At 61.7% G+C, this 23,583-nt stretch carries 24 protein-coding genes and 4 pseudogenes; 12 read left to right on the top strand and 16 right to left on the bottom strand.

Annotation, left to right across the window (positions count from 1 at the left end):
* Window positions 1-275: 275 nt before the first annotated feature.
* Together C4900_RS05130 and C4900_RS05125 are read right to left on the bottom strand one after the other, a co-directional pair.
* Window positions 276-1,837: pseudogene (locus C4900_RS05130) on the bottom strand (IS3 family transposase).
* Window positions 1,838-1,906: 69 nt separating this feature from the next.
* Window positions 1,907-3,253: pseudogene (locus tag C4900_RS05125) on the bottom strand (type I restriction-modification system subunit M); the annotation flags it as partial.
* A 306-nt stretch (window positions 3,254-3,559) separates the two neighbouring features.
* On the opposite strand from C4900_RS05125, the gene C4900_RS15780 reads away from it, so the two are divergent.
* The 5 genes from C4900_RS15780 to tnpC all read left to right on the top strand — a co-directional run bounded on the left by C4900_RS15780 (window position 3,560) and on the right by tnpC (window position 7,362).
* Window positions 3,560-4,120, top strand: coding sequence for a hypothetical protein (locus C4900_RS15780; RefSeq protein WP_147267129.1), 561 nt, complete (start codon window positions 3,560-3,562; stop codon window positions 4,118-4,120).
* Window positions 4,121-4,767: 647 nt separating this feature from the next.
* Entirely contained in the window at window positions 4,768-5,295 is a 528-nt protein-coding gene (locus C4900_RS05110; RefSeq protein ID WP_114282498.1) for a hypothetical protein, read from the top strand.
* Between the two features lie 122 nt (window positions 5,296-5,417).
* Window positions 5,418-5,789, top strand: coding sequence for an IS66 family insertion sequence element accessory protein TnpA (gene tnpA, locus C4900_RS05105; RefSeq protein WP_114282496.1), 372 nt, complete (start codon window positions 5,418-5,420; stop codon window positions 5,787-5,789).
* 5 nt (window positions 5,790-5,794) lie between these two features.
* On the top strand, window positions 5,795-6,151 hold the full coding sequence (gene tnpB / locus C4900_RS05100; RefSeq protein WP_147267128.1) for an IS66 family insertion sequence element accessory protein TnpB: 357 nt from the start codon (window positions 5,795-5,797) through the stop codon (window positions 6,149-6,151).
* Window positions 6,152-6,207: 56 nt separating this feature from the next.
* A complete protein-coding gene (gene tnpC / locus C4900_RS05095; protein ID WP_170132412.1) occupies window positions 6,208-7,362 on the top strand; it encodes an IS66 family transposase in 1,155 nt (384 codons plus the stop codon).
* Here the strand turns inward: tnpC and C4900_RS05090 are convergent.
* Both C4900_RS05090 and C4900_RS05085 read right to left on the bottom strand, forming a co-directional pair.
* Window positions 7,279-8,172, bottom strand: coding sequence for an IS3 family transposase (locus C4900_RS05090; protein WP_114282231.1), 894 nt, complete (start codon window positions 8,170-8,172; stop codon window positions 7,279-7,281). The genes tnpC and C4900_RS05090 overlap by 84 nt on opposite strands.
* The gene (locus tag C4900_RS05085) at window positions 8,169-8,465 is read right to left on the bottom strand and encodes a transposase (protein WP_114282232.1); all 297 of its coding nucleotides are present in this window, start codon (window positions 8,463-8,465) and stop codon (window positions 8,169-8,171) included. The genes C4900_RS05090 and C4900_RS05085 overlap by 4 nt, the downstream gene beginning before the upstream one ends.
* 32 nt (window positions 8,466-8,497) lie before the next feature.
* Here C4900_RS05085 and C4900_RS05080 point away from each other — a divergent pair, with 32 nt between their 5' ends.
* Window positions 8,498-8,914: an IS66 family transposase gene (locus tag C4900_RS05080; protein WP_114282491.1), complete on the top strand. Its 417-nt coding sequence runs from the start codon at window positions 8,498-8,500 to the stop codon at window positions 8,912-8,914.
* Here C4900_RS05080 and C4900_RS05075 read toward each other — a convergent pair whose 3' ends face one another.
* From C4900_RS05075 to C4900_RS05065, 4 genes and pseudogenes are all read right to left on the bottom strand, one after another.
* Window positions 8,915-9,913, bottom strand: coding sequence for a tyrosine-type recombinase/integrase (locus tag C4900_RS05075; protein WP_114282489.1), 999 nt, complete (start codon window positions 9,911-9,913; stop codon window positions 8,915-8,917).
* Entirely contained in the window at window positions 9,910-10,335 is a 426-nt protein-coding gene (locus tag C4900_RS16600; RefSeq protein ID WP_233431938.1) for a site-specific integrase, read from the bottom strand. Before C4900_RS16600 ends, C4900_RS05075 begins: the two co-directional genes overlap by 4 nt.
* A gap of 65 nt (window positions 10,336-10,400) precedes the next feature.
* Window positions 10,401-10,520 (bottom strand): annotated as a pseudogene (locus tag C4900_RS17145) (tyrosine-type recombinase/integrase); the annotation flags it as partial.
* Window positions 10,521-10,855: 335 nt separating this feature from the next.
* On the bottom strand, window positions 10,856-12,088 hold the full coding sequence (locus C4900_RS05065) for a tyrosine-type recombinase/integrase (protein WP_114282488.1): 1,233 nt from the start codon (window positions 12,086-12,088) through the stop codon (window positions 10,856-10,858).
* A 148-nt stretch (window positions 12,089-12,236) separates the two neighbouring features.
* Here C4900_RS05065 and C4900_RS05060 point away from each other — a divergent pair.
* Together C4900_RS05060 and C4900_RS05055 are read left to right on the top strand one after the other, a co-directional pair.
* Window positions 12,237-12,503: pseudogene (locus C4900_RS05060) on the top strand (transposase domain-containing protein); the annotation flags it as partial.
* A 267-nt stretch (window positions 12,504-12,770) separates the two neighbouring features.
* Window positions 12,771-12,962, top strand: a complete 192-nt coding sequence (locus C4900_RS05055) for a hypothetical protein (protein ID WP_114282485.1) — start codon at window positions 12,771-12,773, stop codon at window positions 12,960-12,962.
* 82 nt (window positions 12,963-13,044) lie between these two features.
* On the opposite strand, the gene C4900_RS05050 is transcribed toward C4900_RS05055, so the two are convergent.
* The 5 genes from C4900_RS05050 to C4900_RS05030 form a co-directional block, all read right to left on the bottom strand.
* Window positions 13,045-13,827, bottom strand: a complete 783-nt coding sequence (locus tag C4900_RS05050; protein WP_211306773.1) for a TIR domain-containing protein — start codon at window positions 13,825-13,827, stop codon at window positions 13,045-13,047.
* A 426-nt stretch (window positions 13,828-14,253) separates the two neighbouring features.
* Window positions 14,254-14,556 (bottom strand): helix-turn-helix transcriptional regulator, encoded by a 303-nt coding sequence (locus C4900_RS05045; RefSeq protein ID WP_114282482.1) that lies wholly within the window; start codon window positions 14,554-14,556, stop codon window positions 14,254-14,256.
* Between the two features lie 10 nt (window positions 14,557-14,566).
* Window positions 14,567-14,800 (bottom strand): helix-turn-helix transcriptional regulator, encoded by a 234-nt coding sequence (locus tag C4900_RS05040; protein WP_114282480.1) that lies wholly within the window; start codon window positions 14,798-14,800, stop codon window positions 14,567-14,569.
* Between the two features lie 545 nt (window positions 14,801-15,345).
* A complete protein-coding gene (locus tag C4900_RS05035; protein ID WP_114282479.1) occupies window positions 15,346-16,200 on the bottom strand; it encodes a DUF4338 domain-containing protein in 855 nt (284 codons plus the stop codon).
* Window positions 16,201-16,203: 3 nt separating this feature from the next.
* Window positions 16,204-17,691, bottom strand: a complete 1,488-nt coding sequence (locus C4900_RS05030; protein ID WP_147267127.1) for an IS4 family transposase — start codon at window positions 17,689-17,691, stop codon at window positions 16,204-16,206.
* A 173-nt stretch (window positions 17,692-17,864) separates the two neighbouring features.
* Here C4900_RS05030 and C4900_RS05025 point away from each other — a divergent pair.
* The 4 genes from C4900_RS05025 to C4900_RS05010 all read left to right on the top strand — a co-directional run bounded on the left by C4900_RS05025 (window position 17,865) and on the right by C4900_RS05010 (window position 20,175).
* Window positions 17,865-18,991, top strand: a protein-coding gene (locus C4900_RS05025; RefSeq protein WP_114282476.1) for an IS3 family transposase whose coding sequence is annotated in 2 segments (ribosomal slippage) — window positions 17,865-18,126 and window positions 18,126-18,991 — 1,128 coding nt in all. Because the reading frame shifts where the segments join, the coding sequence is not laid out codon by codon here.
* A 124-nt stretch (window positions 18,992-19,115) separates the two neighbouring features.
* On the top strand, window positions 19,116-19,385 hold the full coding sequence (locus C4900_RS05020) for a DUF2188 domain-containing protein (protein ID WP_065969108.1): 270 nt from the start codon (window positions 19,116-19,118) through the stop codon (window positions 19,383-19,385).
* 124 nt (window positions 19,386-19,509) lie between these two features.
* A complete protein-coding gene (locus C4900_RS05015; RefSeq protein WP_065969116.1) occupies window positions 19,510-19,812 on the top strand; it encodes a type II toxin-antitoxin system HigB family toxin in 303 nt (100 codons plus the stop codon).
* A 9-nt stretch (window positions 19,813-19,821) separates the two neighbouring features.
* Window positions 19,822-20,175 carry a helix-turn-helix domain-containing protein gene (locus C4900_RS05010; RefSeq protein WP_065969109.1) on the top strand — a complete coding sequence of 118 codons (354 nt, stop codon included), beginning with the start codon at window positions 19,822-19,824 and terminating at the stop codon, window positions 20,173-20,175.
* Window positions 20,176-20,332: 157 nt separating this feature from the next.
* On the opposite strand, the gene C4900_RS05005 is transcribed toward C4900_RS05010, so the two are convergent.
* The 3 genes from C4900_RS05005 to C4900_RS04985 form a co-directional block, all read right to left on the bottom strand.
* Window positions 20,333-20,542 (bottom strand): DUF4926 domain-containing protein, encoded by a 210-nt coding sequence (locus C4900_RS05005; RefSeq protein WP_065969110.1) that lies wholly within the window; start codon window positions 20,540-20,542, stop codon window positions 20,333-20,335.
* Window positions 20,539-21,033 carry a DUF6883 domain-containing protein gene (locus C4900_RS05000; protein WP_211306772.1) on the bottom strand — a complete coding sequence of 165 codons (495 nt, stop codon included), beginning with the start codon at window positions 21,031-21,033 and terminating at the stop codon, window positions 20,539-20,541. Before C4900_RS05000 ends, C4900_RS05005 begins: the two co-directional genes overlap by 4 nt.
* A gap of 919 nt (window positions 21,034-21,952) precedes the next feature.
* Complete coding sequence (locus C4900_RS04985; RefSeq protein ID WP_065969113.1) at window positions 21,953-22,651, bottom strand: DUF4145 domain-containing protein; 699 nt, start codon at window positions 22,649-22,651, stop codon at window positions 21,953-21,955.
* Between the last annotated feature and the right edge of the window lie 932 nt (window positions 22,652-23,583).

Genomic DNA, 23,583 nt, shown 5'->3' with positions numbered 1-23,583 from the left:
GCGTCGATAGACTCGGTCAGCGGGATGGTCTCGGTGTCGCGCAGGTCCTTGTCGTAGGGCCTCTCGCCCTTCTTCGGCTTGCCTTCGCTGCCGGGCCGCGGAGGCCGGTCGACCGTGACCTTGCGGTAGCCAAAGAAGCGGTTGTCGAAGACCTTGGAGACGATGCGGGGCGCCTCGGGTTCGGGGGCCTTGCCGTTGCCGTTGGCCTTTATCGGTTCGCGGTACTCGGTCGTGAAGGTCGCCCCCGGTGCGTGTCAAGGCAGTTGCCGCCTAAGTTATGCACTCTTGCGTTTTTCGGTTAAGGGATCGAGGGCCGCATTGATTGCTGCCTCTCGCTCCGGATTTAAAGTGACCACCGTTATCGGCGACCAGTTGCGGGTCGGTCCCGACCAGCGACGCGGGTGTCGTGCCTTGGCTTCCTGATACAGAGCATGACGGGCGGTGAGGATCGCGACATCCTCTCCGGCGTGGCGTTGTGCCGGGCTTACATAGCGAATCCCGCTGTGGGCATGGTCATGGTTATACCAATGGACGAAGGTAGCCGCCCAGGCACGCGCGGATTCCAGATCCGCAAAGCCTCGTTCCGGGAATTCCGGCCGGTATTTGGCGGTGCGAAAGAGCGATTCCACGAAGGCGTTGTCGTCGGAGACGCGCGGACGGGAGTAGGACGGCTTCACGCCCAGCCAATGGAGCATGGCAAGCACCGTGGTGGCCTTGAGCGTTGCCCCATTGTCACCGTGGAGCACGGGCTTTTCGTGAAGACCGTGGATTCCTTCGGCAAGAGCGGTGCGTCGCGCGAGATGCGCCGCGTGATCAGCGTCATCGGTGTCGGCGACCGTATAGCCCACGATCTTGCGGCTATAGAGGTCGAGGATCAGGTAGAGATAAAACCAGAGCCCCGTAACCTCGGCTGGCAAATAGGTCATGTCCCAGCACCAGACCTGGCGGGGGCCGGTAGCCACATGAGTGGTGGGCGGTCGCGAAGGCCGCGGGGTCTTTGCCCGACCCCGGTGGTGGGTTTGCCCTGCCGCTCGCAAGACCCGGCTGAACGTGGATTCGGAGGCGAGATACACGCCTTCATCGGCCAGTTTCGGCACGATCCGCGCAGGCGGCATTTCCGCAAAGCGCGGTTCGTTGGCCACCGCCAGAATCCGCGCGCGTTCGGCCGCGGACAAGGCATGCAAGGGCGTCTTGCGCACAGCCTCTGGACGTCGGTCTCCGTGCGTGAGGCCCAAGCCCCGCTCCCAACGTTGCAGGGTGCGGCTATCAATGCCGGCGAGCGCGCACGCGGCGTGCAGGCGGGCCCCTGCGGCCTGCGCTTGCCGGATATTCTGGGCGAAAGTTTGGCGATCGTTCAGCGGAATCATTCGTCCGCGCCCTCTCGAAGGATCGCCGAGAGTTTTTTTGAGAGCACCAACAAGGCCGCGGTCTCGGCTAAGGCCTTGTCTTTGCGCCGCATCTCGCGTTCGAGCTCCTGAATGCGCCGCCGATCCTTGCGGGTCTCCTCGGGTCTGGCCCGGACCTCGGCCGGGGTGGCCAATGCCGCGATGGCCTGATCCCGCCAGGCTTCCAGATCCGAGGGATACAGGCCCTGTTCACGACACCATGCACTGCGGGCCGTCTCGTCCAGCGCGGCGGTGGCGATCACGGCCTCCAGACGGGCAGTGGCCGTCCAGGTCCGCTCCGTTCTCGGGGCCCCCAAGGCCTCGGCTCGCCAGCGCTCGAGCGTGGCGATGCCTACCCCCAGCTCGTGAGCCACTGTATCCACTGAAGCGCTTTCTGGCGGCAACAGCCGGGCCACGGCCTGATCCTTCAATCGTTGTGCGTATCGTGCCATCGTTCTCTCACCTCGCCCCCCAGATTAACGATTAATGGAGGCGGCAACTACTGTGACACAGGGGGCCCCGTCCCGGGCCTCGGAATAGACTCTCGCGATTTCGTCCGCCTGCTCCTCGGTGATATAGGTGCGCTTATTGCCGAGGCTCTTTTTCATCTTGGCGTACATGCGCGTGGCGTCAATCAGCTGAACGCGGCCCTGGCGGTTGGGCTTTTTGTGGTTGTCCAGTATCCAGATGTAGGTGGCAATGCCGGTGTTGTAGAAGAGGTCATTCGGCAGCGCGATGATGGCCTCCAGCCAATCGTTTTCCAGTATCCAGCGCCGGATTTCGGACTCGCCGGAGCCGGCGTCCCCCGTAAAGAGCGGCGAGCCGTTTAAGACGATGCCGATGCGCCCGCCGCCCTCGGCCGGGGGCCGCATCTTGGAGATAAGGTGCAGGAGGAAGAGGAGCGCCCCGTCCGAGATGCGCGGAAGCCCCGGGCCAAACCGGCCGCCATAGCCCTTCTTCTCGTGCTCGCTCTTGACCGCCTCCTGGACCTTCTTCCAGTCGACGCCAAAGGGTGGGTTGGACAGGCCGTAGTCGAATTTCTCGGCGGGAAACGCGTCCTCGGAGAGGGTATTGCCACGGCGAATGTTATCCGGGTCCTGGCCCTTGATGAGCATGTCGGCCTTGCAGATGGCATAGGACTCGTCGTTCAGCTCCTGGCCAAAGAGGGCGAGCTTCGCCTTGTTGTTCATGCCCTGGAGCGTGTTTTGGGCCACCGACAGCATGCCGCCGGTGCCGGCCGCCGGGTCGTAGAGCGCCCGTACTACCCCGGGCTGGGAGAGGCTATCGTTATCCTCGGCGAACAGGCACTGGACCATGAGGCGGATGACATCCCGGGGCGTGAAGTGCTCCCCAGCCGTCTCGTTGGATTCCTCGGCGAACTTCCGAATGAGCTCCTCGAAGACCAGGCCCATGGTCTCGTTCGGGACCGTATCGGGGTGCAGGTCGATGGTGGCGAATTTTTGGACCAGAAGGAAGAGAAGGTTCTTGTCGTCCAGTTCGCGCACGCGCTCCAGGAACTTGAAGCGCTCGAAGACCTCGCGGGCCTCACTCGAGAAGTCGCCCAAATAGGCCGTCAGGTTCTGGCGGATGTGCTTCTGGTCGGCGAGGAGCCCTGGCAATGTAAACGGGCTCACATTGTAGAATGCCTGGCCGCTGCGCCGCTTCAAGACGACACCCGGGGCCCCGCCCTCCCCCTTATACTTTTCCTGTTCCTTCAGCACCTTGGTCTTGGTGGGCTCCAGAACGCACTCGAGGCGGCGCAGGAGGGTAAACGGCAGGATGACCTTGCCGAAATCGGCGCGCTTGTAGTCGCCGCGCAGGAGGTCGGCGACGCCCCAGATGAAGTTGGCGAGTTCGGAGAAATTCATGCTGTTTTCGTACGCCCAGTGGAATTCGTTCAAAAGCGACCCGCTAGCGTATGACGCCGCATCCGCGTCGACGCAGCGTGCTTTCACAATCGGGTTCCCCGGAAAAGTATACCACCGGAAAGCCGCGGCACATGGACATATATAAAGCTGAACATTCGCGCCTGGGCGACGCTGCCACCCCACCTAACTGCCACCCGCAAAGCAATCTGGTACCCTCGACACCCAATTCCTTATGCATGAGAATTTAGGAACCGCCTGTATCATCCTGGATGCAGTGAGGTTGGTTGACCCGAGGAGACATTAAGAATGGCCGCTCTTATGGAAGGAACGCTTGATTGGTTTTTTGAAACCGTAGCAATCCGCGACCTAGGAAAAATGATTGACCAGGCGGAGCTTCACTATCTCAGCTTCGGAATAATGGGTCCTATCATAGAGCTCCTTGGTTCCGTATACGATACAAAGTCTTTCCTTACGACAGAAAACGTCTGGAACGGGCGGTTCAATGCGGCTCTGGCCAGAATACCAAGTCTTCGCCGGTATCAGCGGAATCGTGTCGGGAAACAACATGACCTGTATAAACACATGCGCCACGGCATGGCTCATGTAGGCGCCCCCGAAACCGGTGTAGTTTTTACCCAGCGCAGCGACCCGTATGATGGTCATCGTCATCTGAACAAGGACTCTTACAATGGCACGCGACGCTTGATACTTGTCTGCGAGGACTTACATGCAGACATTGTCGACGCTATTCCTTATGTTCGCGGTGACAGGAGCAGAAAGAAAGACCTTGACATGGCTTTCATGAATCCGCGCCTGTTGCCGGATTCCGCGCCCGTACCAACGTTAACGTGCAGCGTATCAGGATAGTTTCCTGAAAGAATAAAGAGCATAATAATCAAGCATGAAGCAGTATTCAGGGCATGCCACATGTGTCCCTGCGGTGCCTGCGCGCCATAAATTCTTGTATGACTCGATGTTTTCGTCCTTCTTAACCGCTACACCAGCTTTGATGGCGCACAGCTTTGCGCCCGGATATAATTCCGTATGCATCGGAGGCGTGGGTGAACAAAGAACCTTACCATGAGTCTTGGCACAAAAGGGAGACTTTCAAGTCTCTCGTTTCCTACGGCCAGAACGCCGTGAAGTTTGTGCTTCTCGTGAATGGTGGGGCTTTGGTGGCTGTGCTTGGCCTTCTGGGTAGCATTTATGCAAAGACATGCGCGGCAGTGAATTTCCAAGGCCCGGCTATCTGTTTTGTGGTAGGGCTCTGCATGGGGGGCCTTGGATTTACGAGCGCTTACTTAACCCAACTCACTCTGTATAGAGAATCTATCGGTGAGCGCACTGGCAGCGAAAAACTAAACCATATGACATGGGTCGGACTTACCCTCGGCTTAATCGCGGTGGGCACCTTGATGTTTCTATCTGGCGCGTTATGGGCCACGTCAGTCTTGCACGGTTGATGCGCGGCCCCTCATTGGAAACGCATATGGAACCGCCCCGAGAGGAATCTCGTGAGCACCTATCCGCGCACTACTGAATTCTTCGATAACGTCGTGAAGCCCTCTGTCGACGAATACCTTGCGCGCCCGGAAGATATTCGTCGCGGACGTCTGGCCGCTATTGTGCTGAACCACATGGTGGATTACTGGTGCGTGGATACAGCGAGCGGTGATACACGCAAGGAGCGAGAGGCGGCCCTTGAAGATGCCCGCGCTGCCCTTCGTGCCGACACGCCCATCCCGAGTCATCCAGGCTACTCCGCTGCGGACATCATCCGGGACCTCGCGGACGCCAGCAAACACGCCGAGCTCACCCGCAAAAACCCACAACCACAGCTGACTCATGCCGGGCAAGTGAAGAGACACTACATCGGGGCCCTGGGCACAGCGCCGCTGGGCATGGTGCCCGGCGGCATGCTCAAACCGGTCGACGTCCGGGTCACCCTGGATGACGGCAAATCCTTTATCTTGTCCTACGTCATTCGCAAGGTAACGGATGCGTGGCGAAATAAGCTCGGAATTCCGGGCACACAGGCGTAGCCGTAAACAACATTGGCAAGCCTGTCACCGTGAAAGAGCGTAAGCGCTCCAGCAACCGCACCCTGCCCGCGATCCTCTAAGTCGCTTACGATCCGATCCATCACATTGATGGAGACGGATGGATGGCAAAGATCCGCAGCAATGAGGCTTGGCAAGAGCTCTTTGCCGAGTACGAGGCAAGCGCAGAGAGTGCGCGCGACTTCTGTGCCCGGCATGGGCTACGGTTGACGTACTTCTATCGGCGCAGCCTGGAGCTTCGCGGGCGTTCGGCAAGCCGCCGGGGGCAAGAGGTCAAGCGTGGCGCACCCCCCGCGGCCTTCGTGCCGGTGACGGTCACACCCCGGGGCCTGCCAGCACCGGTCGGCCCCAAGCCAGGTGGCCCCCACTGCGTGGGGGATACGGTCACGCTCACTATCGGCAAGGCCTCCCTGGCGTTGTCGTCTGCCGTGCCCCCGGCCTGGGTGGCCGCCCTCCTTATGGCCCTGGAGGCGTGATCCCCATGCGCATGTTCATAGACCCCTTGGCCGTGTATCTGCACCGTGATCCCATCGACTTCCGGGTGGGGATCGATGGGCTCGCCGCCCGTGTGGAGCAAGAGATGGCCTTGTCGCCTTTGACGGGCGCGCTCTTTCTTTTCACCAACCGCAGGCGCGACCGCGTGAAGATCCTCTATTGGGATCAGACCGGCTTTGCGCTGTGGTTAAAGCGCCTGGAGGCGGCGCGCTTTGCCTGGCCGCGCAAGGTCACGGAGGCGGTCCTGACACTCTCGGAAGACCAGCTCCAGTGGCTGCTCGCAGGCTATGACATCACCCTCATGAAGCCGCATCCGTCCTTGGTGTATCAGCGGGTTTCCTAGCAAAAATTGTGGCCATGGGGGTGCAATATCGCTTCGACTGTCGTATAATCGTGGCTATGACGGACGGCATACGGGACACGGCGCTACCCAACGACATCGAGGCCCTGAAGGTCTTGATCGCCGTGCGCGATGCCACGATCGAGCGCTTGACCCGCCATGCCGAACTCCTGCAGGAACAACTGAACCTCGCGATCGCCCGGCGCTATAGCGCACGCAGCGAGAAGGGTCCAAGCCCGCAGATGGGGCTCTTTGACGAGGCCGAGGCCGAGGCTGAGCGGGAGGCCCTCGCCGCTGAAGAGGTCCCGGAAGTCGAGAGCGTGGTGGCCGGCCACATCCGCAAGGCCCGCGGGTACCGCAAGCCCTTGCCGGCCGCCCTTCCCCGGGTGGATATCATCCATGAGCTCCCCGAAGAGGCGCGCCTAACCCCCGATGGGCAGCCGCTGGTGGTGATCGGCGAAGAGGTGAGCGAACAGCTCGACATCGTCCCGGCCACCATACGGGTATTGCGCCATGTGCGCCTGAAGTATGGGGTCCGGAAGGACGACGCGTCGGGGGTGAAGATCGCCCCGCTGCCCCCGCAACCCCTCCCAAAGACCCTGGCAAGCCCCGGCCTGCTCGCCCATATCGTGGTCTCGAAGTACCAGGACGCCTTGCCCCTGTACCGCCAGGAGCAGATCCTGACGCGCATCGGGGTGGATCTCCCGCGGGCCACTATGGCGCGCTGGATGGTGGCCTTGGGCACCGAGACCGCGCAACCGCTTGTGAATCTCCTGCGCGATCAACTGCTGGCCTACGGGTATATCAGCATGGACGAGACCCCCACCCAGGTCCTGAAGGAGCCGGGCAAGGCCGCCACGTCACAGTCCTATCTGTGGGTGCAGCGGGGCGGACCGCCCGAGGCCCCCATCATCCTCTTTGACTACGACCCGAGCCGTTCCCAGGAGGTGCCCTTGCGCCTGCTCGCAGGCTTCACGGGTATCCTGCAGACCGATGGCTATGCCGGTTATTGTGCCGCGGTCCGTGCCCAGGGGCTCATCCACGCAGGATGCCTCGCCCATGCGCGACGCCGCTTTGATGAGGTCATCAAATCGCAAGGCAAGCACAGAAAGAAAGGCCTGAAGTGGTCCCTACGCAGCGGACCTCATAGACGGGTCTTGATCTGGGTGTTGCATTCTGCGCGCATACTCGTTGGGCGACAAGTATCCGAGTGATGAGTGCAGGCGGACAGGATTGTAGAATCCGTGGATGTATTGCGCGATCGCTCTGTGGGCGTCCTGTTTTGTCGCATACGGCTCGGTCGCTTCTTCGGTCTTCAGTGTTGCGAAGAAGCTCTCCGAGACCGCATTGTCCCAGCAATTTCCCTTGCGACTCATGCTGGCCACCATGCCAAGTGCGCCGAGAGCGTTGCGGAAATCATCGCTGGCGTACTGGCTGCCGCGGTCGGAATGAAACACCGTACCGGATGGCGGTGTCTGGAGATGGCAGGCATTGCGCAGCGCATTGAGCACCAGCTCATCGGGCATGCGATCCGAGAGGCTGTAGCCGAGCACCTGGCGTGTCTGTAAGGCGATAATCACCGCCAGGTACAGCCAGCCCTCACGAGTGGCAACGTACGTGATGTCGCTTGTCCAGGCCGGCACGGCTGTGTCGACGCTAAATCGCCTCTGTAGGACGTTCGGGGCGATGGCGCGCTGATGGGCACTGTCGGTCGTGCGCGGCACGAAGCGCCCTTTACGCACGCCTCGCAAGCCTTCCTCGCGCATCACTCGATGCACACGTTTGGGGTTGATGCGCATGCCCTGTGCGCGCAGGGCATGCGTGAGGCGCCGGCGACCATAGCGGCGCCGGCTTTCCTCGTGGACCTGTATGATCGCTGCACGCAACGGAGCGTCCGCGTCGCTCTGTGGCGCACGTTCTCGGGCCTGCCAGGCGAAGAATCCCGACGTCGATACCTCAAGTACCCGGCACATGAACCCGATCGGGTAGTGAGTCCGCTGCGAGGCGATATAGGCGTACTTCACTTGGACTCCTTCGCAAAGTACGCTGCGGCTTTTTTTATGAAATCGCGCTCCATGCGCAGCTGAGCATTCTCGGCTCGAAGCCGTGCATTCTCAGCTTCCACATCGCTCACAGGACGGCGCTTCCCGTCCTTGGCGAACCCTGCTCCATCACGCGAAATGCGGATCCAATTAGCCAGCGTCTTGACCGAAATACCGAGCTTGCGGGCAGCCTTTGCCGCTCCGAGGCTCTCTGCCAATGACACTGCCTGCGCCTTGTAATCGGCGGTATATTGAGCACGAACCTGACGTTCCATAGTGACCTCCAAGTGGTTGGTTTAATCCATCCATTAGAGGTCCGTCAACGGGGGACCACTTCAGCCTGGCCGAGGAGGCGCTCGCCCAGATCCAGAAGCTCTATGCCGTGGAGAAGGCGGCGCGCCCCCTAAGCCCCGAAGACCGGCAGCAGTACCGCGCCCAGCATGCCAAGCCCCTGTGGGACACGCTCCAGACCTGGCTTGCTATCCACCGCCCCGGCGTCCCGCCGCAAAGCGCCTTGGGCCGGGCTTTGGCGTATCTTGCGAACGAATGGGACAAGCTCGTCGTGTATCTCACCGATGGGCGTATCCCGATCGATAACAATGCTGATAATGCCGTTAACGGCATTAGTCGCGTTATTCCGCGTCACGGATTATTCCGCGTCACGGTGCAGCGCTGCGATTTCGCGGCGGATCGCGGATCAATGGCACGCCCGGTCGCGGCATAATTACAGGCCCTCGAGGAACGTAAGCAGCCGATCGGGGGCGTGGAAGCGGCGGGGCGCAATGCCCGCGGAGGTCGCATGCGCCAGCGCCTGCTCCTTCAGGCGCATGTCGGCATGCAGATAAATCTCCGTGGACTGCGTCGATTCGTGTCCGAGCCACAGGGCGATGACCGTGATATCGACGCCGCTTTGCAGCAGGGCCATGGCCGCGGCGTGTCGCAGCGTGTGCGGGGTGACGCGCTTGGTCTTTAACGAGGGGCAGGCTCGGCCGGCGGTCGCCGTGTGCCGCGCCACGATGCCTGCCAGGGCATCTGCGCTCAAGGCGCCGCCACCCCGGGCGCTCGGAAAGACCGGATCCGCAGGATCCCCTCGGCGTTCGCATAGCCATGCCTTGAGGAGGGCCGCCACTTCGGGGCGCAACGGGGTGCAGCGCGTCTTGCGTCCTTTGCCGAGACAGCGTACATGGGGTCCTGTGCCGATCGCGACGTCCCGGCAGCAAAGCTGCCGGATCTCACTGCTGCGCAGGCCGGTCTGGAGGGCCAGTGCCAAGAGGGTGCGATCCCGCCGGCCGATCCAGGTCCCGGCATCCGGGGCGGCGATGAGCGCCTGCGCCTCCTCCGGGGTGAGAAACGCCACCGGCCCGCGCTCGAAGCGCTTGGGCGGAATCGCGAGGATGCGCTGACACTGCAAACTGCGCGCCGGTTCGGCCAGCGCCACGTAGCGAAAGAAGCCGTGAAGGGCCGCGAGCCGCTGATTGCGGGTGCGCGCCCCATTGCCCCGCTCACGCTCCAGATACTCGAGGAACGCCTCCAGGAGCGGGGCATCGAGCTGCTCGAGGCGCAGCGCCGACGGGGTGCAGTGCAGGTGTGCCGCGGCAAAGCGCAACAGCAGGCGGAAGGTGTCGCGGTAGCCTCCCACGGTGTGCGGACTCGCACCCTGGCTCCCAAGCAACCGCTCGGTGAAGAATTGCTGCAGCAAGGCCGGGAATGTCGTCGGGCTCATCGTGCACCTCCCGTATCCGCACGCCCGCTTTGGCGTTCGGTGGCCAACATCAGCAGTTCCGGCACGGCCTCGATGTACCAGTAGGTGAGGCCAACTTCGGTGTGGCCGACATACGTCGCAAGCTTCGGCAGCTCGCGCGTGACATCCGCCCCGGCGCGGTACCATGCCACCAGCCGGCCGGTGACGAACGAGTGGCGAAAGTCCTGCAGCCGCGGCCCGCGGCCAGCGCGGGGCGAACCGTTTGCAGGGCGCAGGCCGACGGCGCGGGAGAGTCTGACGAACATCCGCCGGACGCTGGAGCCGGCGAGGCGCCGCCCCCGCTCGGAGAGCAGGAACGCCGGGGTCTGCGGATGCGGACACAACGCGTCGCGTCGCGCGGCATAGTGCGCGAGCGCGAGGCGCGTAGTGGCGGCGATGGGCACGAGGCATACTTGCCGAACTTGGTCTCGCGGATGAAGAGGATCCCGTTCTGGAGATCCACGTCACTGCGATCCAGCGCGAGCGCCTCGCCCGGACGCAGACCGGTGGCGGCGAGTAGCCCGATGAGCGTCGTATACGTCAGTGCACGCAGGCCGGTGGGTGATCGGCATTGCGCCGCCGCGGCCATCAGGGCTTGCGTCTGCGCCTCCGTGTAGATATGGGGGCGGGGGCGGCGGTGCCGTGAGGACACCAGATGCCGAGGGGGCACTTCGGTCTGCGGATCGAAGGCACTCCACCAGGCCGCGAACTTCCGCACCATCGAGAGCCTCCGGCCCCAGGTAGCCTTCTGCACGCCGGGACGGGCGGTCGCCCAGCGCAGCGCCAACGCCGTGGTGATGTGCGCGGAGCCCTCCTGTTCGAGAAATGTGACGAACTGCCGGAGTGTGTTAGCCGGCTCCGCCAGCCGCGTCCCGAGGGCGCGGCGCACCGTGATGTATTGGGTCAGGGCCTCCCCAAGCGCGCTCATGGCGCACCTCCGGTCAGCGGCCACGGGAGCGCCACGCCCCGCAACGCCTCCAGCGAGACCTTCGCGTAGATCCGGGTGCTCGCTTGCGTATGGTGCCGCAGCACTTCGGCGATCTCCGCGAGGGAGGCGCCCTGGCGGATCATCCGGGTCGCCAGACTGTGCCGAAACAGGTGCGCGACGTGCTGTGGCTGCGGCGGGATGCCGGCACGGGCGAGGGCCAGCCGCACGATGTGGTCAATGGCACACGGGCCCGTGAGTGCGATGCGCGGCGGGATCGCACGCAGGAACACGCGGCGGGAGGTGGTGGTGCCCCGGTCGCGGCGCAGATACTCAGCCAGCGCCCGACCCACATCGGCGGGAAGCGGCAGGGACTCCATCCGGGACCCCTTCCCGCGCACAACCAGCTCGCCGGTGCGCCAATGAACATCCTCGAGCGTAAGCAAGACCACCTCGGAGGCGCGCAGCCCGAGGCGCGCGAGCAGCAGAAGGATGGCGTAGTCGCGCCGGCCCTTGGAGGTCGATCGATCCGGACTCGCCAGCGCCTCCTCGACCTCCTCGGGCGTCAACAGCGCCGGCACGCCCGCCTCACGGTACGTACGCATCGTCGGGACCGCCGCCGAGAGGTCCCTCGGGGTTTCGCCGCGCAGGAAGAGGAAGCGCAGCAGCGAGCGCAGCGCCACGGTCACCAACCGCGACGACTCCGAGGCGTGATTCCTGATCCGGCCGAGCAGGAAGGCGTGAATCGTCTTGGCATCCAACTGATCGAGCGCAAGCCGCCCCGCCTGCGCCTGCCGGGTGGCCAGAAACGCCCGGGCGCAGGGCGCATAGACCAGGATCGAACGCTCGGCGAGTCCCCGATCCTTGCGGAGGAAAGTGATGTAGCGCGCCACCAGTGCCTCGGCAGGCGTGTCCGGCTGGGAGGGTGCAGACGGCATGACGCCGCACGCGCGCAGATAGGCCAGAAAACGTCGTACCGTGGCCCGCTCGCTCTCGGTGGCCGAACATTGCGGCGGCCGGCGCCTGATGAAGGACTGGACGTGCTCCTCCCCGAGGGACCCCTCGGCGATGGCGTGCCGCTTGGCCCACCGCGCGAAGGCGATGGTCACCGCCCTGCGCTCGGCCAGGGTGTTCGGGGAGTACCCGGCGATCCGTTGGTCGTCCAGAAACGCGTCGACGTATGCCTCAAGGGGTCCGGGGCGCTCACCTCTTTGCGAACCATCTGTCTCCATGTGGCTTCTCCTGGTTTGGCACCATTGCCGAACTCAGGAGACCACGTGGATTATGCCGCGTCACGAACAGGGGGCTGGTCTGCTAATGCCTGACAACAAGCCCAAAATCTCTCTCCATGCGGGCGAGGCGGAATAATCCGTGACGCGGAATAACGCGACCGAGAATGCCTTGCGACCCTTCTGCGTTGGTCGAAAGAATTGGGTCTTCCATGACACCGTGGCGGGCGCGAAGGCCTCCGCCAACCTCTATGGCCTCATCGAGACCGCCAAGGCCTGCGGCCTCGAGCCCTATCATTACCTGCGCCGGATCTTCACTGATCTCCCCAAGGCTTGCACCGTCGAAGACTTCGAGGCGCTGCTGCCCATGAATCTTACCTCCGACCCGACGTTGCCCCGCTTCACGCCCCGGCGCTGACCCCATCACCCCGCCCCGGCGCCCCACCCCGGGCGCCGGGGCCAGACCATCCCGCATCCTGGCTGTTAAAGAACTGTTGCCTACTACCCCGGTTGCCCGGTCCACACGACCGACCTATCCATGGCCCACACGATATCAGCGTGACGCCAGGCGTGGGAGGGTGGGGTTAATGGAGCGCATACGAAAGAGCGGCTGGATTCCGCGCGGGTCGCAACTGGTGGCACCAAGCCCGATACTGACGGTTCCTCAACGAGACAGGGCGCGGCGATGCCAGGACCCCAGCTTTACCGAGACACGGCAACCGGCGCCATCTACGTCCTGGTGGGGCGTGACAGGAAAGGGGTTTACCTGCGCGACCTCGATTCGACACCAGGCGACCCGATGGGCGTGACGACACTGGGAGAGTGGGCATTTTGGCTGGCCCTCGACCAACGCCAACTGGAGCGCGTACCGCTCTGACTGAGCTGTCGACAAGATGCCCGCCACACCAAGCCTGGCGCTTGGCCGTAGCAGGCCCAAAGTACGTCAGGCGATACTTACGTTAACCCTGCGCAATTCCGATGCTCGCCGGGTCTAGCCGGAAACCGGCGTCCTGCAGTCGCTGCACGAGCTTTGGGACCACTTCGCGCACATGCGCATTGAACGGCAGGGTAATCACCCCGCCCATGTTAGAAGGGAGTTCGACGAACCCCTTCTGGAGGATAGCGCACCGCCTTCTGGTCAATGATGCCATCAACATGCCCATCTCCATGATGACATTCTGGCGAGCCCGCGGCTTCGCGTCTTCGGTCTTTTCCTCTTTCAGGTACCCCATGTCGTCCGGCGTCAGGAGCACGATGCCGAAAGAACTTTCGGCGGATTTGCCAATCATCCGCTCAAGCGCCTCTATGAGAGTGTCACCGCCTCCGCCGGTAATCTGCAGAACAAATGGTTCCAGTCCCAGGCGCCGGAGCACGAGCTCAAGCTGGTCACGCGCCTCGTGGTCACGGCCATGCACCACAAAAACCTTACCATCGTGCGGCGTGCGCTCGGTCGCCTCGCTGTCCGCGAGAAGTGCCGAAACCCGGTCCTCGAGCGCGCTTTTCGCTTCCGGCGGACCGTCAAACCATACCGTACCTTTTGTTTCAGACCAGAGAAGTCCGCTACGGTCTCGGCATTTCAGCTTATGGACTCCGTTGGATTGCTGCTCCCAGGCTCCTTCCAGCCCCAGCGGCTGCAGCTTGGCCTTCAGGGCGTCCAGGGGACCATGAAATTTGAGCGTCATGGGGGAAATATACTGGAATGCGGTGAACGTAGCCATTACGGCCGAGTCGCGGTCTGCCATGTCGTATTCCTTGCGTAGTGGCCAACAGCTGGCCCATGTTCTATAGGCCCGCGCGGAAATTCAGGCGCGGTTTGTCCAGGGCCGATTTCCGTCAACGACAAGAGCGGGAGACCTGTCCGCTCCAAAATTCTAATCTGCGCGCCGGCTGGGCGCGCATAGGGAATTTTTGAGGACGTTTTCGCGTGCCCAGGCCTCGGGCAGCGCCCGAGGCCTGGGAGGCCTGGTGTTATGGCGCGTCTCGCGGAAACCGCTCCTGCTGCGCAGGAGTTGCTCCACGCAGAGCCCTCGCGACAAGCGAGCGCTCAAAAATTAACGCGCCATGTTGCCGTGTCTTGGAATTTTTGAGGACGTTTTCGCGTACCCAGGCCTCGGGCGCTGCCCGAGGCCTGGGAGGCCTGGTGTTATGGCGCGTCTCGCGAAAACCGCTTACCCGGCCTGGAGCTTCTCCAGCTGCTCCTTCGTCAGGTACGGCTCCCAGTCGGCGAGAATGCCCGTCAGCTTGACTGGCTTGCTGGCCCGGGCGCGGGGCGGCTGGCGCCTCGTGGTGCGCGTTGACAGGGCGGCGAGCCACGCCTCGACGTCGGACTGACGCCAGTACAGCAGCCGAGACCCCGTCAGGTGTACAGCGGGCGGAAGGGATTGGCTGCTGCGCTCCAAGCGGCGCCGAATCGCAGCCGGAGTCGTGCCCAACATCGCAGCTAGGTCCTTGGTGGTCAGCAGTCGGTCCATGGAGGGGATGCTACCACCACTTGCGACTGAAGTCGGTGGGACTCTGTTGTGGCGGCAGAACCTTGATGCGCCGCTCTTCCAGCCAGGCCTGCACGTCCTCCTCGAACCACAGAGGTTTGCCTGTGGGGAGTTTTATGAAGGGTGGTAGCCGCTCCGGATGCCTGATTGTGTAGTCCGTAATCGTGTAGGGCTTCATGTGCAGCACCGCCGCCAGCTGTTTGGCGTCGAGCGTTGTTTTCGGCATACTGGTTCACCACGGTTTTGGCTGTGGTGTTCTTAGGCCCCGGGTGAAATTCACACGGATGTGGCTCCCGCCCGCGGGCGCCAGCCACGCCGCCTAACCGCGCCCACTTTGGGCGCACTTTGGGCGCACTTTGGGCGCACTTTGGGCGCACTTTGGGCGCACTTTGGGCGCACTTTGGGCGCACTTTCACTCGAAAAACTGCCTCAGGGACGGAATTATCGGACTGGTAATTCATTGTTTTTGTGGGATTTTGTTGCGGGCGCTCAAGAGCTTAGCGCATTCACACGGCAGGGGTCAGTGGTTCGATCCCACTATCGCCCACCAATATAATCCAGCACTTAGCTCATCATCCTCCCCACGAAATCACGCTCCGCTCCACTGAGTATCGGGGGACACGTTTCGTGCCACGGGTTCATTGCCTTCAGAGATGGACCCCAATTCTTGGACACTAGCTTAGGTGATTATCTGCTTTCTATTACACACATCTTTCTGTCAACAAAGCATGAGGCATCGATGAATATCGATAGGTAATCGAATGGCCTGTCTTATGCGTTGCAGAGATGCCGGCGAAAGTCCCGCACGAGCGGATAGATCCAGATACTTTTGACGGGCTTTGCGTGGCGATGCAAGACGTCGAGCTTACCGCGCCCTTGAGTATCCCCAAGGTTTTGCCAGTTGGCCGCCTTGTAGCAGGTACCGGTAAAGCGCGGCTTCTCGACGAAGGTTTCGAGCAGAACCGGGCGATAGCTGTAGCGGGCGTGCCAGTCGTCGGGGAGTCGGCGGCTGACCAAGGCCAGGATCCGTGAGGCCAAGTTTGGGCAATGGATCCACGGCAGAATAAGGAAACGGGCATTGTTGACGATCAGGTGCAGATTGCGTTGCCGCTGATCGACCGTCCAGCCGATGGCCTGATCGCGGGGCTTGACCTTCCAGGCGCTGGCCCCGAAGCCCAGGGCCGCGACGATCTGGCCTTGGGCGCGTACGAAGTAGCGCAGTTGCGCCCCGGGCATGAGGGTATGCCCGAGGTAGTGGTGGCGTTCGATATAGGCGTTCCACAGCCGCGATTCGGCTCTGCCGAGGACCGGATCAATGGTGAGCGTAGCGAGATCGATGGCCGGGATGACGGCGGGTTCGCAAACCGCCTGTTCGATGTCCGGATAGGACCGGTAGGTGACGGGCTTGGGGTTGCGCGGCGGGGGCAGTGTGATCAGCCCATCGGCGTGCATGCGGTTGAGGGCCACGCGACAGCTCATATCCTTCAGAGCGCCATTTTCCCGGCGCCATCCGAGCCTCTCACAGACTTCCCGGGATAAACGAGCACGGTTCATCTGGGGGGTCGTGAGCCACTCGCGGATCAGCGCGATCTCGGCTGGTGTAAACTCTCGTCCGCAGTAGCGCATCGTTCAGCTCGAGTCGCGCGGGCTGAGGACATGTTTATGGGCACGCAGTGTCTCGACCGTCTCGTAAAGACTCGTCCAGCCGCGCCAGAGCACGGTGACGCCGGGTTCGCCATCCCCCTTGCGGCCCAAGTGGCCGCCGAGCCGGCCCAGCATGCGCACCATGTCGCGCAGCGTCGGGGCAGGACCTGCGGGGGGCAATGCCCGCGTGACGCGGATATGCAGCGCTTCGACCTCCTCCTCGGAGAACACCTCGGTGGCCGGCCGATCCGGGTGCGCGCGGGCCAGGTAGGTCACATGCATCAGGCGCACGCCGATGATGCTGAAAAGCGTCAGATAGCGCTTGAGGCGCAAGGCCTCCTCGAGCAGGCAGTCCTCGACCTTGCAGCCGGATTTGAGCACCTTATGCCAGATCTCGATGCCCCAGCGCCGCCCATACCACCGCACCTTCTCGGTGGCGGACGCGAAGTCTTTGACGATGAGATTTGTGAGCAACACCCAGCTGATCGGCTCCACCCCGGCCGGCGGGGACGACTCGGTCGCCCCGATCAGGGTGACGGTCACAGGCTCGCTGGAGCCGGACGTCTGGGCCGCCCCACGGCGCGGTGGGGGCTGGATCGTGACCTCGGCTGTGCGCACCTCGATCGCCGCCGTGCGCGCCTTACGACTGCCGTTGCCAGGAACCTCAATCGTCATGCTCCCCCATGCCGGGGCATCGCTCAACGCCTCGAGCATCCGCGTGCAGCCCGCGCTGTCTTCGGGCACGAGCTTGCGGTCGGTGCGCGCGCGGATGAGATAGTGCGCCTGCAGGTCCTGGGCGCGTGTCAAGAACTCGAAGAAGTCCGATTCGCGGTCGGCCACGGTGACGACCGGCACGCCCGCGGGCGCCCGCTCGACCGTCTCTTTGAGCGCAATAAGCCATTTCGCGCTCTCTTTTTCCTCGATCGCCGTGACCTGCAGGCGCTCGATCTTCTCCTGATAGTCTTCCTCCGGGATCTCCCCGCGCGCCCAGATGCTTTGGCTCACGATCCCGAGCGGCACGCCCGAGGTGGTGAAGGCCAGTGCGTTATGCATGATGAGGCCCCGGTCATGCGCGGCGTTGCTCTTGCCAATCGGTCCGAGGCCCCGAGTCCTGACGTGCCGGCCGTAGGAGAAGAAGACCGTGTCCTGCATCACCAGCACCGCACCCCCGCAGCCGGCCATGCGCGCGGCCGTCGCTTCCCAATGGGGTTTGAGGATCCCCGCCGCGCTCGCCTTGGCATTATTGAACAGCCGATACGCCGCTTGCGTACTGGCCCAATTGCCGCACGCTTCATTGATCGGCGAGCCGGGAGATTGGGCGAGATATTCCGCAGTTTTCACCAAGCGACGATCCAGGCGTTTATCGGAGAGGTCGGCGCGGGCAAACTCTTGTCTCACCCACTCGACCGACTCTGTGCCGGCCTCCATGATCGCCCGCACATCCGGATCCCCACAACGCCTCGACTTTTGCACGCCGTCCGCCTGTCCTTGTCGCACGCCGCGACAACCGCCACCTTACGCAATCTCGGCGCGTGTGTCCAGCACTTTCGTTAGGCGCGTCAAACAATCAGAGAAAATCGCCAAAGATGTGTGCAATAGAAAGGATTATCTGCCCTTACAGTAACGCAACAAGGAGCAGAAATCCTATGAGCAAGACACGACGCAATCACGCCCCGCAGTTCAAGGCCAAGGTGGCCCTTGAGGCCCTGGCCGGGGAGAAGACTATCCATGAGATCGCAGCCAAACACCAGGTCCACCCGAACCAGGTGACCCAGTGGCGCCGGCAGTTGATCGACCAGGCGGCGAGCATTTTCGGCAAGCCCACGGGGACGACACCCACCAGCGATCGCGAGGCCTTGCTGGCCAAGATTGGAGAGCTTACGGTCCAGAACGATTTTTTCGCACGAGTGCTCGGCAAATGACCACGGCTGAGAGACTCCAACGGGTCGAGCGCGAGAATCCGGTGGTGCCGATCGCACGCCAATGCGCGTGGCTTGGCGTGCCCCGCTCGAGCGTGTATTACCAGGGGAGACCTGTGGTCTCCGAGGACGATCTGGCGCTCATGAAGCGGCTCGATGCCCTCCACCTCCAGCATCCCTTCCTGGGCTCGCGGCGCCTGCGGGACCGGCTCGAGCGCGACGGCGTGTTCGTAAACCGCAAGCGCATCCAGCGGCTCATGCAGGTCATGGGGATCAAGACCCTGTACCCCAGGCGCAAGACCAGCGCCCCGGGTCCGGGTCATCGCATTTATCCCTATCTTTTGCGAGGCATGACCATCACCCGGCCCAACCAGGTCTGGTGTGCGGACGTGACCTACATCCCCATGGCCCGGGGCTTTTGCTATCTCGTCGCCATCATGGACTGGGCCACGCGTGCGGTGCTCTCCTGGCGGCTGGCCACCACCCTGGAGGCCGACTCCTGTGTCGAGGCCCTGGAGGAGGCCCTGGAGCTCTATGGGGCCCCGCAGATCTTCAACACCGACCAAGGGGCGCAATTCACCTCCGAGGCCTTCACAGACGTCCTGAAGGCCCACACGATCGACATCAGCATGGACGGCAAAGGCTGCTGGCGTGACAACGTGTTCGTCGAGCGGTTGTGGCGCTCTGTCAAGTATGAGGAGGTGTATCTCAAGGCCTATGCATCGATACCTGAAGCACGGGCCTCTCTTGCAAAATACTTCCATTTCTATAATCATGAGAGGCCTCATCAAGCACTGGATCGACGGACACCGTGGGAGGCTTACACCACAGCGTCCTGGGATCTAGCCGCTTGACCAACCCGGCAGATAATCCACCTAAGGATCGGGAGATTCTGTCCAGGGGTTGGGGTCCATCTCATTCCATCCACCAGGGGGGCAAGCTGCGCCTGACGGGTATTTGGCACGAGGCGGGGCAACCGTGGCATCCATCACAAAACGGCCGTGGGGCGGATGGCAGGCGCGTGTGCGTCTAAATGGACGCGGCACCAAAACCAAAACCTTTACTACGCGTGCGGAAGCCATTGCGTGGGCGCGAGCCACTGAGCAAACCCTGACCACGGAGACCCCCGGCGAGGCGGAAGCCAAACAGCTCGCGGACACCGTCCTGCTGCGCCAGGCCCTCCTCCGCTACCAGGAGGAAATCACCCCGCGCAAACGCGGCGCGCGCCTCGAGTACGGTCGCCACTAGGCGGTTTCCGCGAGGCGCGTAAAGACCGCAGGCTGGGGTAGTACCAGAGAGCCTCCCCGCGTAAAAACTGCAGGCTCGCCACGGCCGACTTGACATGGTCCCAATATGGGACTACGGTGCCCTCATGCGCGTCATCGCCGTGTCGACCCTCAAAGCGTTCTGGACCGGCAGGCCGGAATACCGGGACGCCGAGGGGCCGACGATGGCGTGGTATCGCGAAGCGGTCAAGGCCGACTGGTCGACACCCGACGACGTGAAACGGCAATTCGGCAACGCCAGCATCCTGAAAGACGGACGGGTCGTCTTCAACATCGGCGGCAACAAATACCGGCTGGTCGTGTGGATAAATACTCCCTACCGAGTGCTCTACGTCCGCTTCCTGGGCACGCATGAGGAGTACGACCGCATCGACGCACAGACTATCTGAGGGCACCTCATGGACATTCACCCTATCAAGACCGACGCGGACTATCGCAAGACGTTACACGAAATCGAAACGCTCATGACCGCGGAGCCGGGGTCCGAAGCCGGCGACCGCCTCGATGTGCTGGTGACCCTGGTCGAGGCGTACGAGCGCAAACACTATCCCCTGGATTGGCCCGATGCCGTGGAGGCCATCAAATTTCGCATGGAGCAGCAGGGCCTCACCGTTGATGACTTAGTCCCTGCCATTGGACGCAAAAACCGCGTCTACGAGGTCCTGGCTCGCAAACGCCCGTTGACGATACGGATGATTCAGGCCTTGAACCGGCAATTCCATATCCCGGCCGAAAGTCTACTGAACCAGTAAGTGATTTGGCGCACGGCATCCTCGGGACATTATGGTGATGCGGTCAGCACGTAAGGAGAGCCGGCGCATACAGTGGAGAGGTTGGCGGGAATTTCATAGCCACGCGAAAACGCAAACAGGGAGCACACCTACCCGGGGCCTGGGGGTGCGCGTCCCGTTACGCCACTTTGAGGGCCGGCTGATGGTGGAGCACCAGCAAATCCGCCTCTGTCACCGTCAGGAACGCATAAGCCTCCCCTTGCATATCCGCGAACTCCACCAGAAAGACGGCCGGGGAAAGCGTTTCCACAATGGTGCCGACCTGCCCGCGTTGCAATCCTTCCTTGGGGAAATCATTCACTAAAGCCACCACATCAAGCGTTTTCATGCGTCCCCTCTCAATGCCGATTTATGCACATAACAGCTCACCAGCCGCGGCATACTCTCGTTTTTCCGTACCATCCATACCGACCGTACCAGAGCGGCCTTACCCTCATGGTGCAGCATAAAATCCATCGTGTACAAGTCGCCATGCGGGGTTGCCCCGACATGCTCCGCCGATTCCTTCGCGGCGGCCTGGTGAAGGGCCTCTTTCAAATCAAGAGCCTGTTTGAGTCCGATACCCAGGACGGATTGAAAGACCCGCGCCTTGTGGCGGCCCTCGGGGTGCTCAGGATTCAGGCAATACCCGATGAGCTTGTCATCATCAATGACGGCCTGGTCGCCGCCGGGAAGTTTCATCGGGCTAGAGACCTCGCGGCCGCAATAGCACTGAGATGAGTATAACGCTTCGTCATTTGGTGCGCCAAGACCGACTGATAGCCACGTCGTGCGCGGCCTGATAGGCATTTGCTCGGTCGCGGCGCCGACGTCAAACATGGCGTGGCCGCCCTGAAGGGGCTCAAACCCGTGTTGGACGCGGCTCGGCTCCCGGGCCAAGAGGTCGAATGGATTTTCCTATCGAATATGCGCGCAAAAAGGATGGGCGCTGGCTCGCAGAGGTCCCGGAAATTCCCCCGCGGTCTCCGTCTATGACGCCACGTCCGACGAGGCCATGGGCAAGGCAGAGGCCTTGGCGCTGCGAGTGTTTGTGGAACGTATCGAGTGCGGCGAGAACCACCCCATGGCTATTCGCATCGGCTTTGTAGCCGGGTGAGCCATGGGCCTTCTGCGAAGACCAACTTACGAGGTGCCGGGCGCTGTTGGCTGGTTGGCACTTACGAGCCACCTTTCGAGTTTTTCGACCCCTTTGTAGAATGAGTCCTCGAGCCTCTCGTATCTACTCATAGCCCTGATAGCCTTACAAAATCTGCCTACGCTTTTAGTAGCTTGCCGCTTCACGGACTCTCCTCGCAGGCCGCGTATTGGACCCCCATCCAATAGAATCTGCGCAAGGCTATACGCAGCAAGCACATGCCGGACGTCCCTCCATGAAACCCCTTCGGAGGCTTCGGTAAAATATGCCCTAAATGCGAGGCTAAATGTGTGCTTTGCCAGTACATCATTCAGGCGCTTAGCGCTCAGGGTGCCCGTCGCCGCCTTGAGTATCAGCGCATTGTTGTACATCTCAATCTGCAGGGCGCGTCGCGCCTGCGCTTGCTTCCGCCGCCACTCCTCCTTCGTATTCCGAAAAACAGCCCACGCACCTATTACCGCACCAGCTACTGCGCCGACAAGAGCGGATGCGAGCGGTATCCAGACCATGTGAACTGATGACATCGCCACCGACCCTACAACCGCATGGATTGGTGGTGAGGTTGCGGCCTTCAAGGCTATTTGCGTTCTTGACATCTGCGCCCTACGGCTGCTTCATCGGCTTTTTTCCCACCTCGGCCAGCTTCTTGTCTAAGGCTTCACGCCTCGCTGCGCTTTTGGCCGGCTGCACATAATAATGGTCGAACAGCGACTCCAGCACATCCAGGTTCCACTCCGCTTCGCCGGGCTCGACATCCAGAATTTCCCCGGACCTCTCGCTCTTTTGCGGGTGCGCGGCAAAATTGCCAATGTTTCGGATTGCGTCTAGATTGTCACCAATATTTGGTGGAAGGTGTGTTGCGAGCGCATCCTCAATCGCCCTGCTTAAGTTTTCCTCGGTCGAGACCTTCCGTTCGCGCAGGAGGTGCTCAAGACAGCGTCGACTAAGGGCGGCTGAGGCTTTTGGGCTATCGACGAGGACCAGGCAGGCCTCGTTGAAGTCGGAGGCAATATCCGCAGGGACCTCTGGTGGCGCAAGTGGCCGGGCGGCACCTCTTGGGACAACTACGCTTTTGCGCGTCCGGTCGTCATCCGGATGCCTAAATACTGAGAAACCCACAGTGGGAATGCTGTCCGGCTCAAGCAGTGATTGAATCAAGGACAAAACCGGCTTGCGGCATTCAGGACATGAATGGACCTCGACGCTCCAAAAACAGACCTTACCGTCAATCTCTCCAACGCGCCCCAAGTTCGACACGTTCGGACTCCGGCTGCACGCCGTCTGGCAGTGCGGGCATTTCATGGCGCTGCTCCTTTCATTCTGTTTCCTGCAAACCCTCTGCCTAACTCGGCCGACGTCGTGTTCTCCAGGCACTTGCCCTGGATATCTCCCACGCCCCATCGGAACCACCCCAGGGCCCGGCACGTTATCTATGGCGCTTCCTTTGTTGCATAGCGGCAACCCAGTGTAGCTGTTCATCCGCTACGACCAGCTCCCTGTTAGCTAACAACTCGTCCTTGAGGATTTCCGTCCACGCTTGCATCAGTTATGGAGGGATTTTGGTCTGTGAGCTGAGTCGCCGACAACGCGCCCCAGCTTCTTCCTTATGTTCCATATGGACACTCGAGCCGACTCGTTTTCTGACTCCAAATTCTGAATTGCCATAATATTCGGTCCACCGTATAACTCAATATCAATCGCGCTTTTTCGAGTTATCGCCAGCGCCTGCTTTAATAGTCGCACGTTAAGTTTCGAGACTCATATCGCTTGTATGGATTTAGTCGCACACCGCCACCCCCATATTCCAGACAGAAACTGAATATGCATCGCGTTCCAGGCGACACTACCCCACCACTTGTCCGAAAACCTCTCCGCCTTCACGAACCTCGACCACCCTGCGATGTGTAGCATATTTATCAGCGGTCTATTTTCCAGCACGGTCGCCCGGTACTCTGCTATAAGGGCGCTTTCATCCGAGCTTTCTACGGTGGCCGTCTCTGATACGCCATACTCATGCGCTCGAGCCATTACCTTGGTCAACGCTTTGCAGTCCAGGCGCTCATCATGGATTGTACCCAATATCGCATATGCTACCCCTTCGTCCCTCATCATTCTTTCGTAGGCACGGCTTGTGGCTCTCCTCTGCTCCTCCATGTCGCTATTAATATGTGTCCAAAATGCATACGTCTCACGGTCTTTATGGAATGATAACTCGCTATATGTTACCAGGAGTG

This window comes from Acidiferrobacter thiooxydans, from assembly GCF_003333315.1.
Taxonomy (GTDB): Bacteria; Pseudomonadota; Gammaproteobacteria; order Acidiferrobacterales; family Acidiferrobacteraceae; genus Acidiferrobacter; species Acidiferrobacter thiooxydans.
The sequence above is the reverse complement of the archived record's forward strand: the minus strand, read 5'-3'. Positions and strand labels throughout refer to the sequence as shown.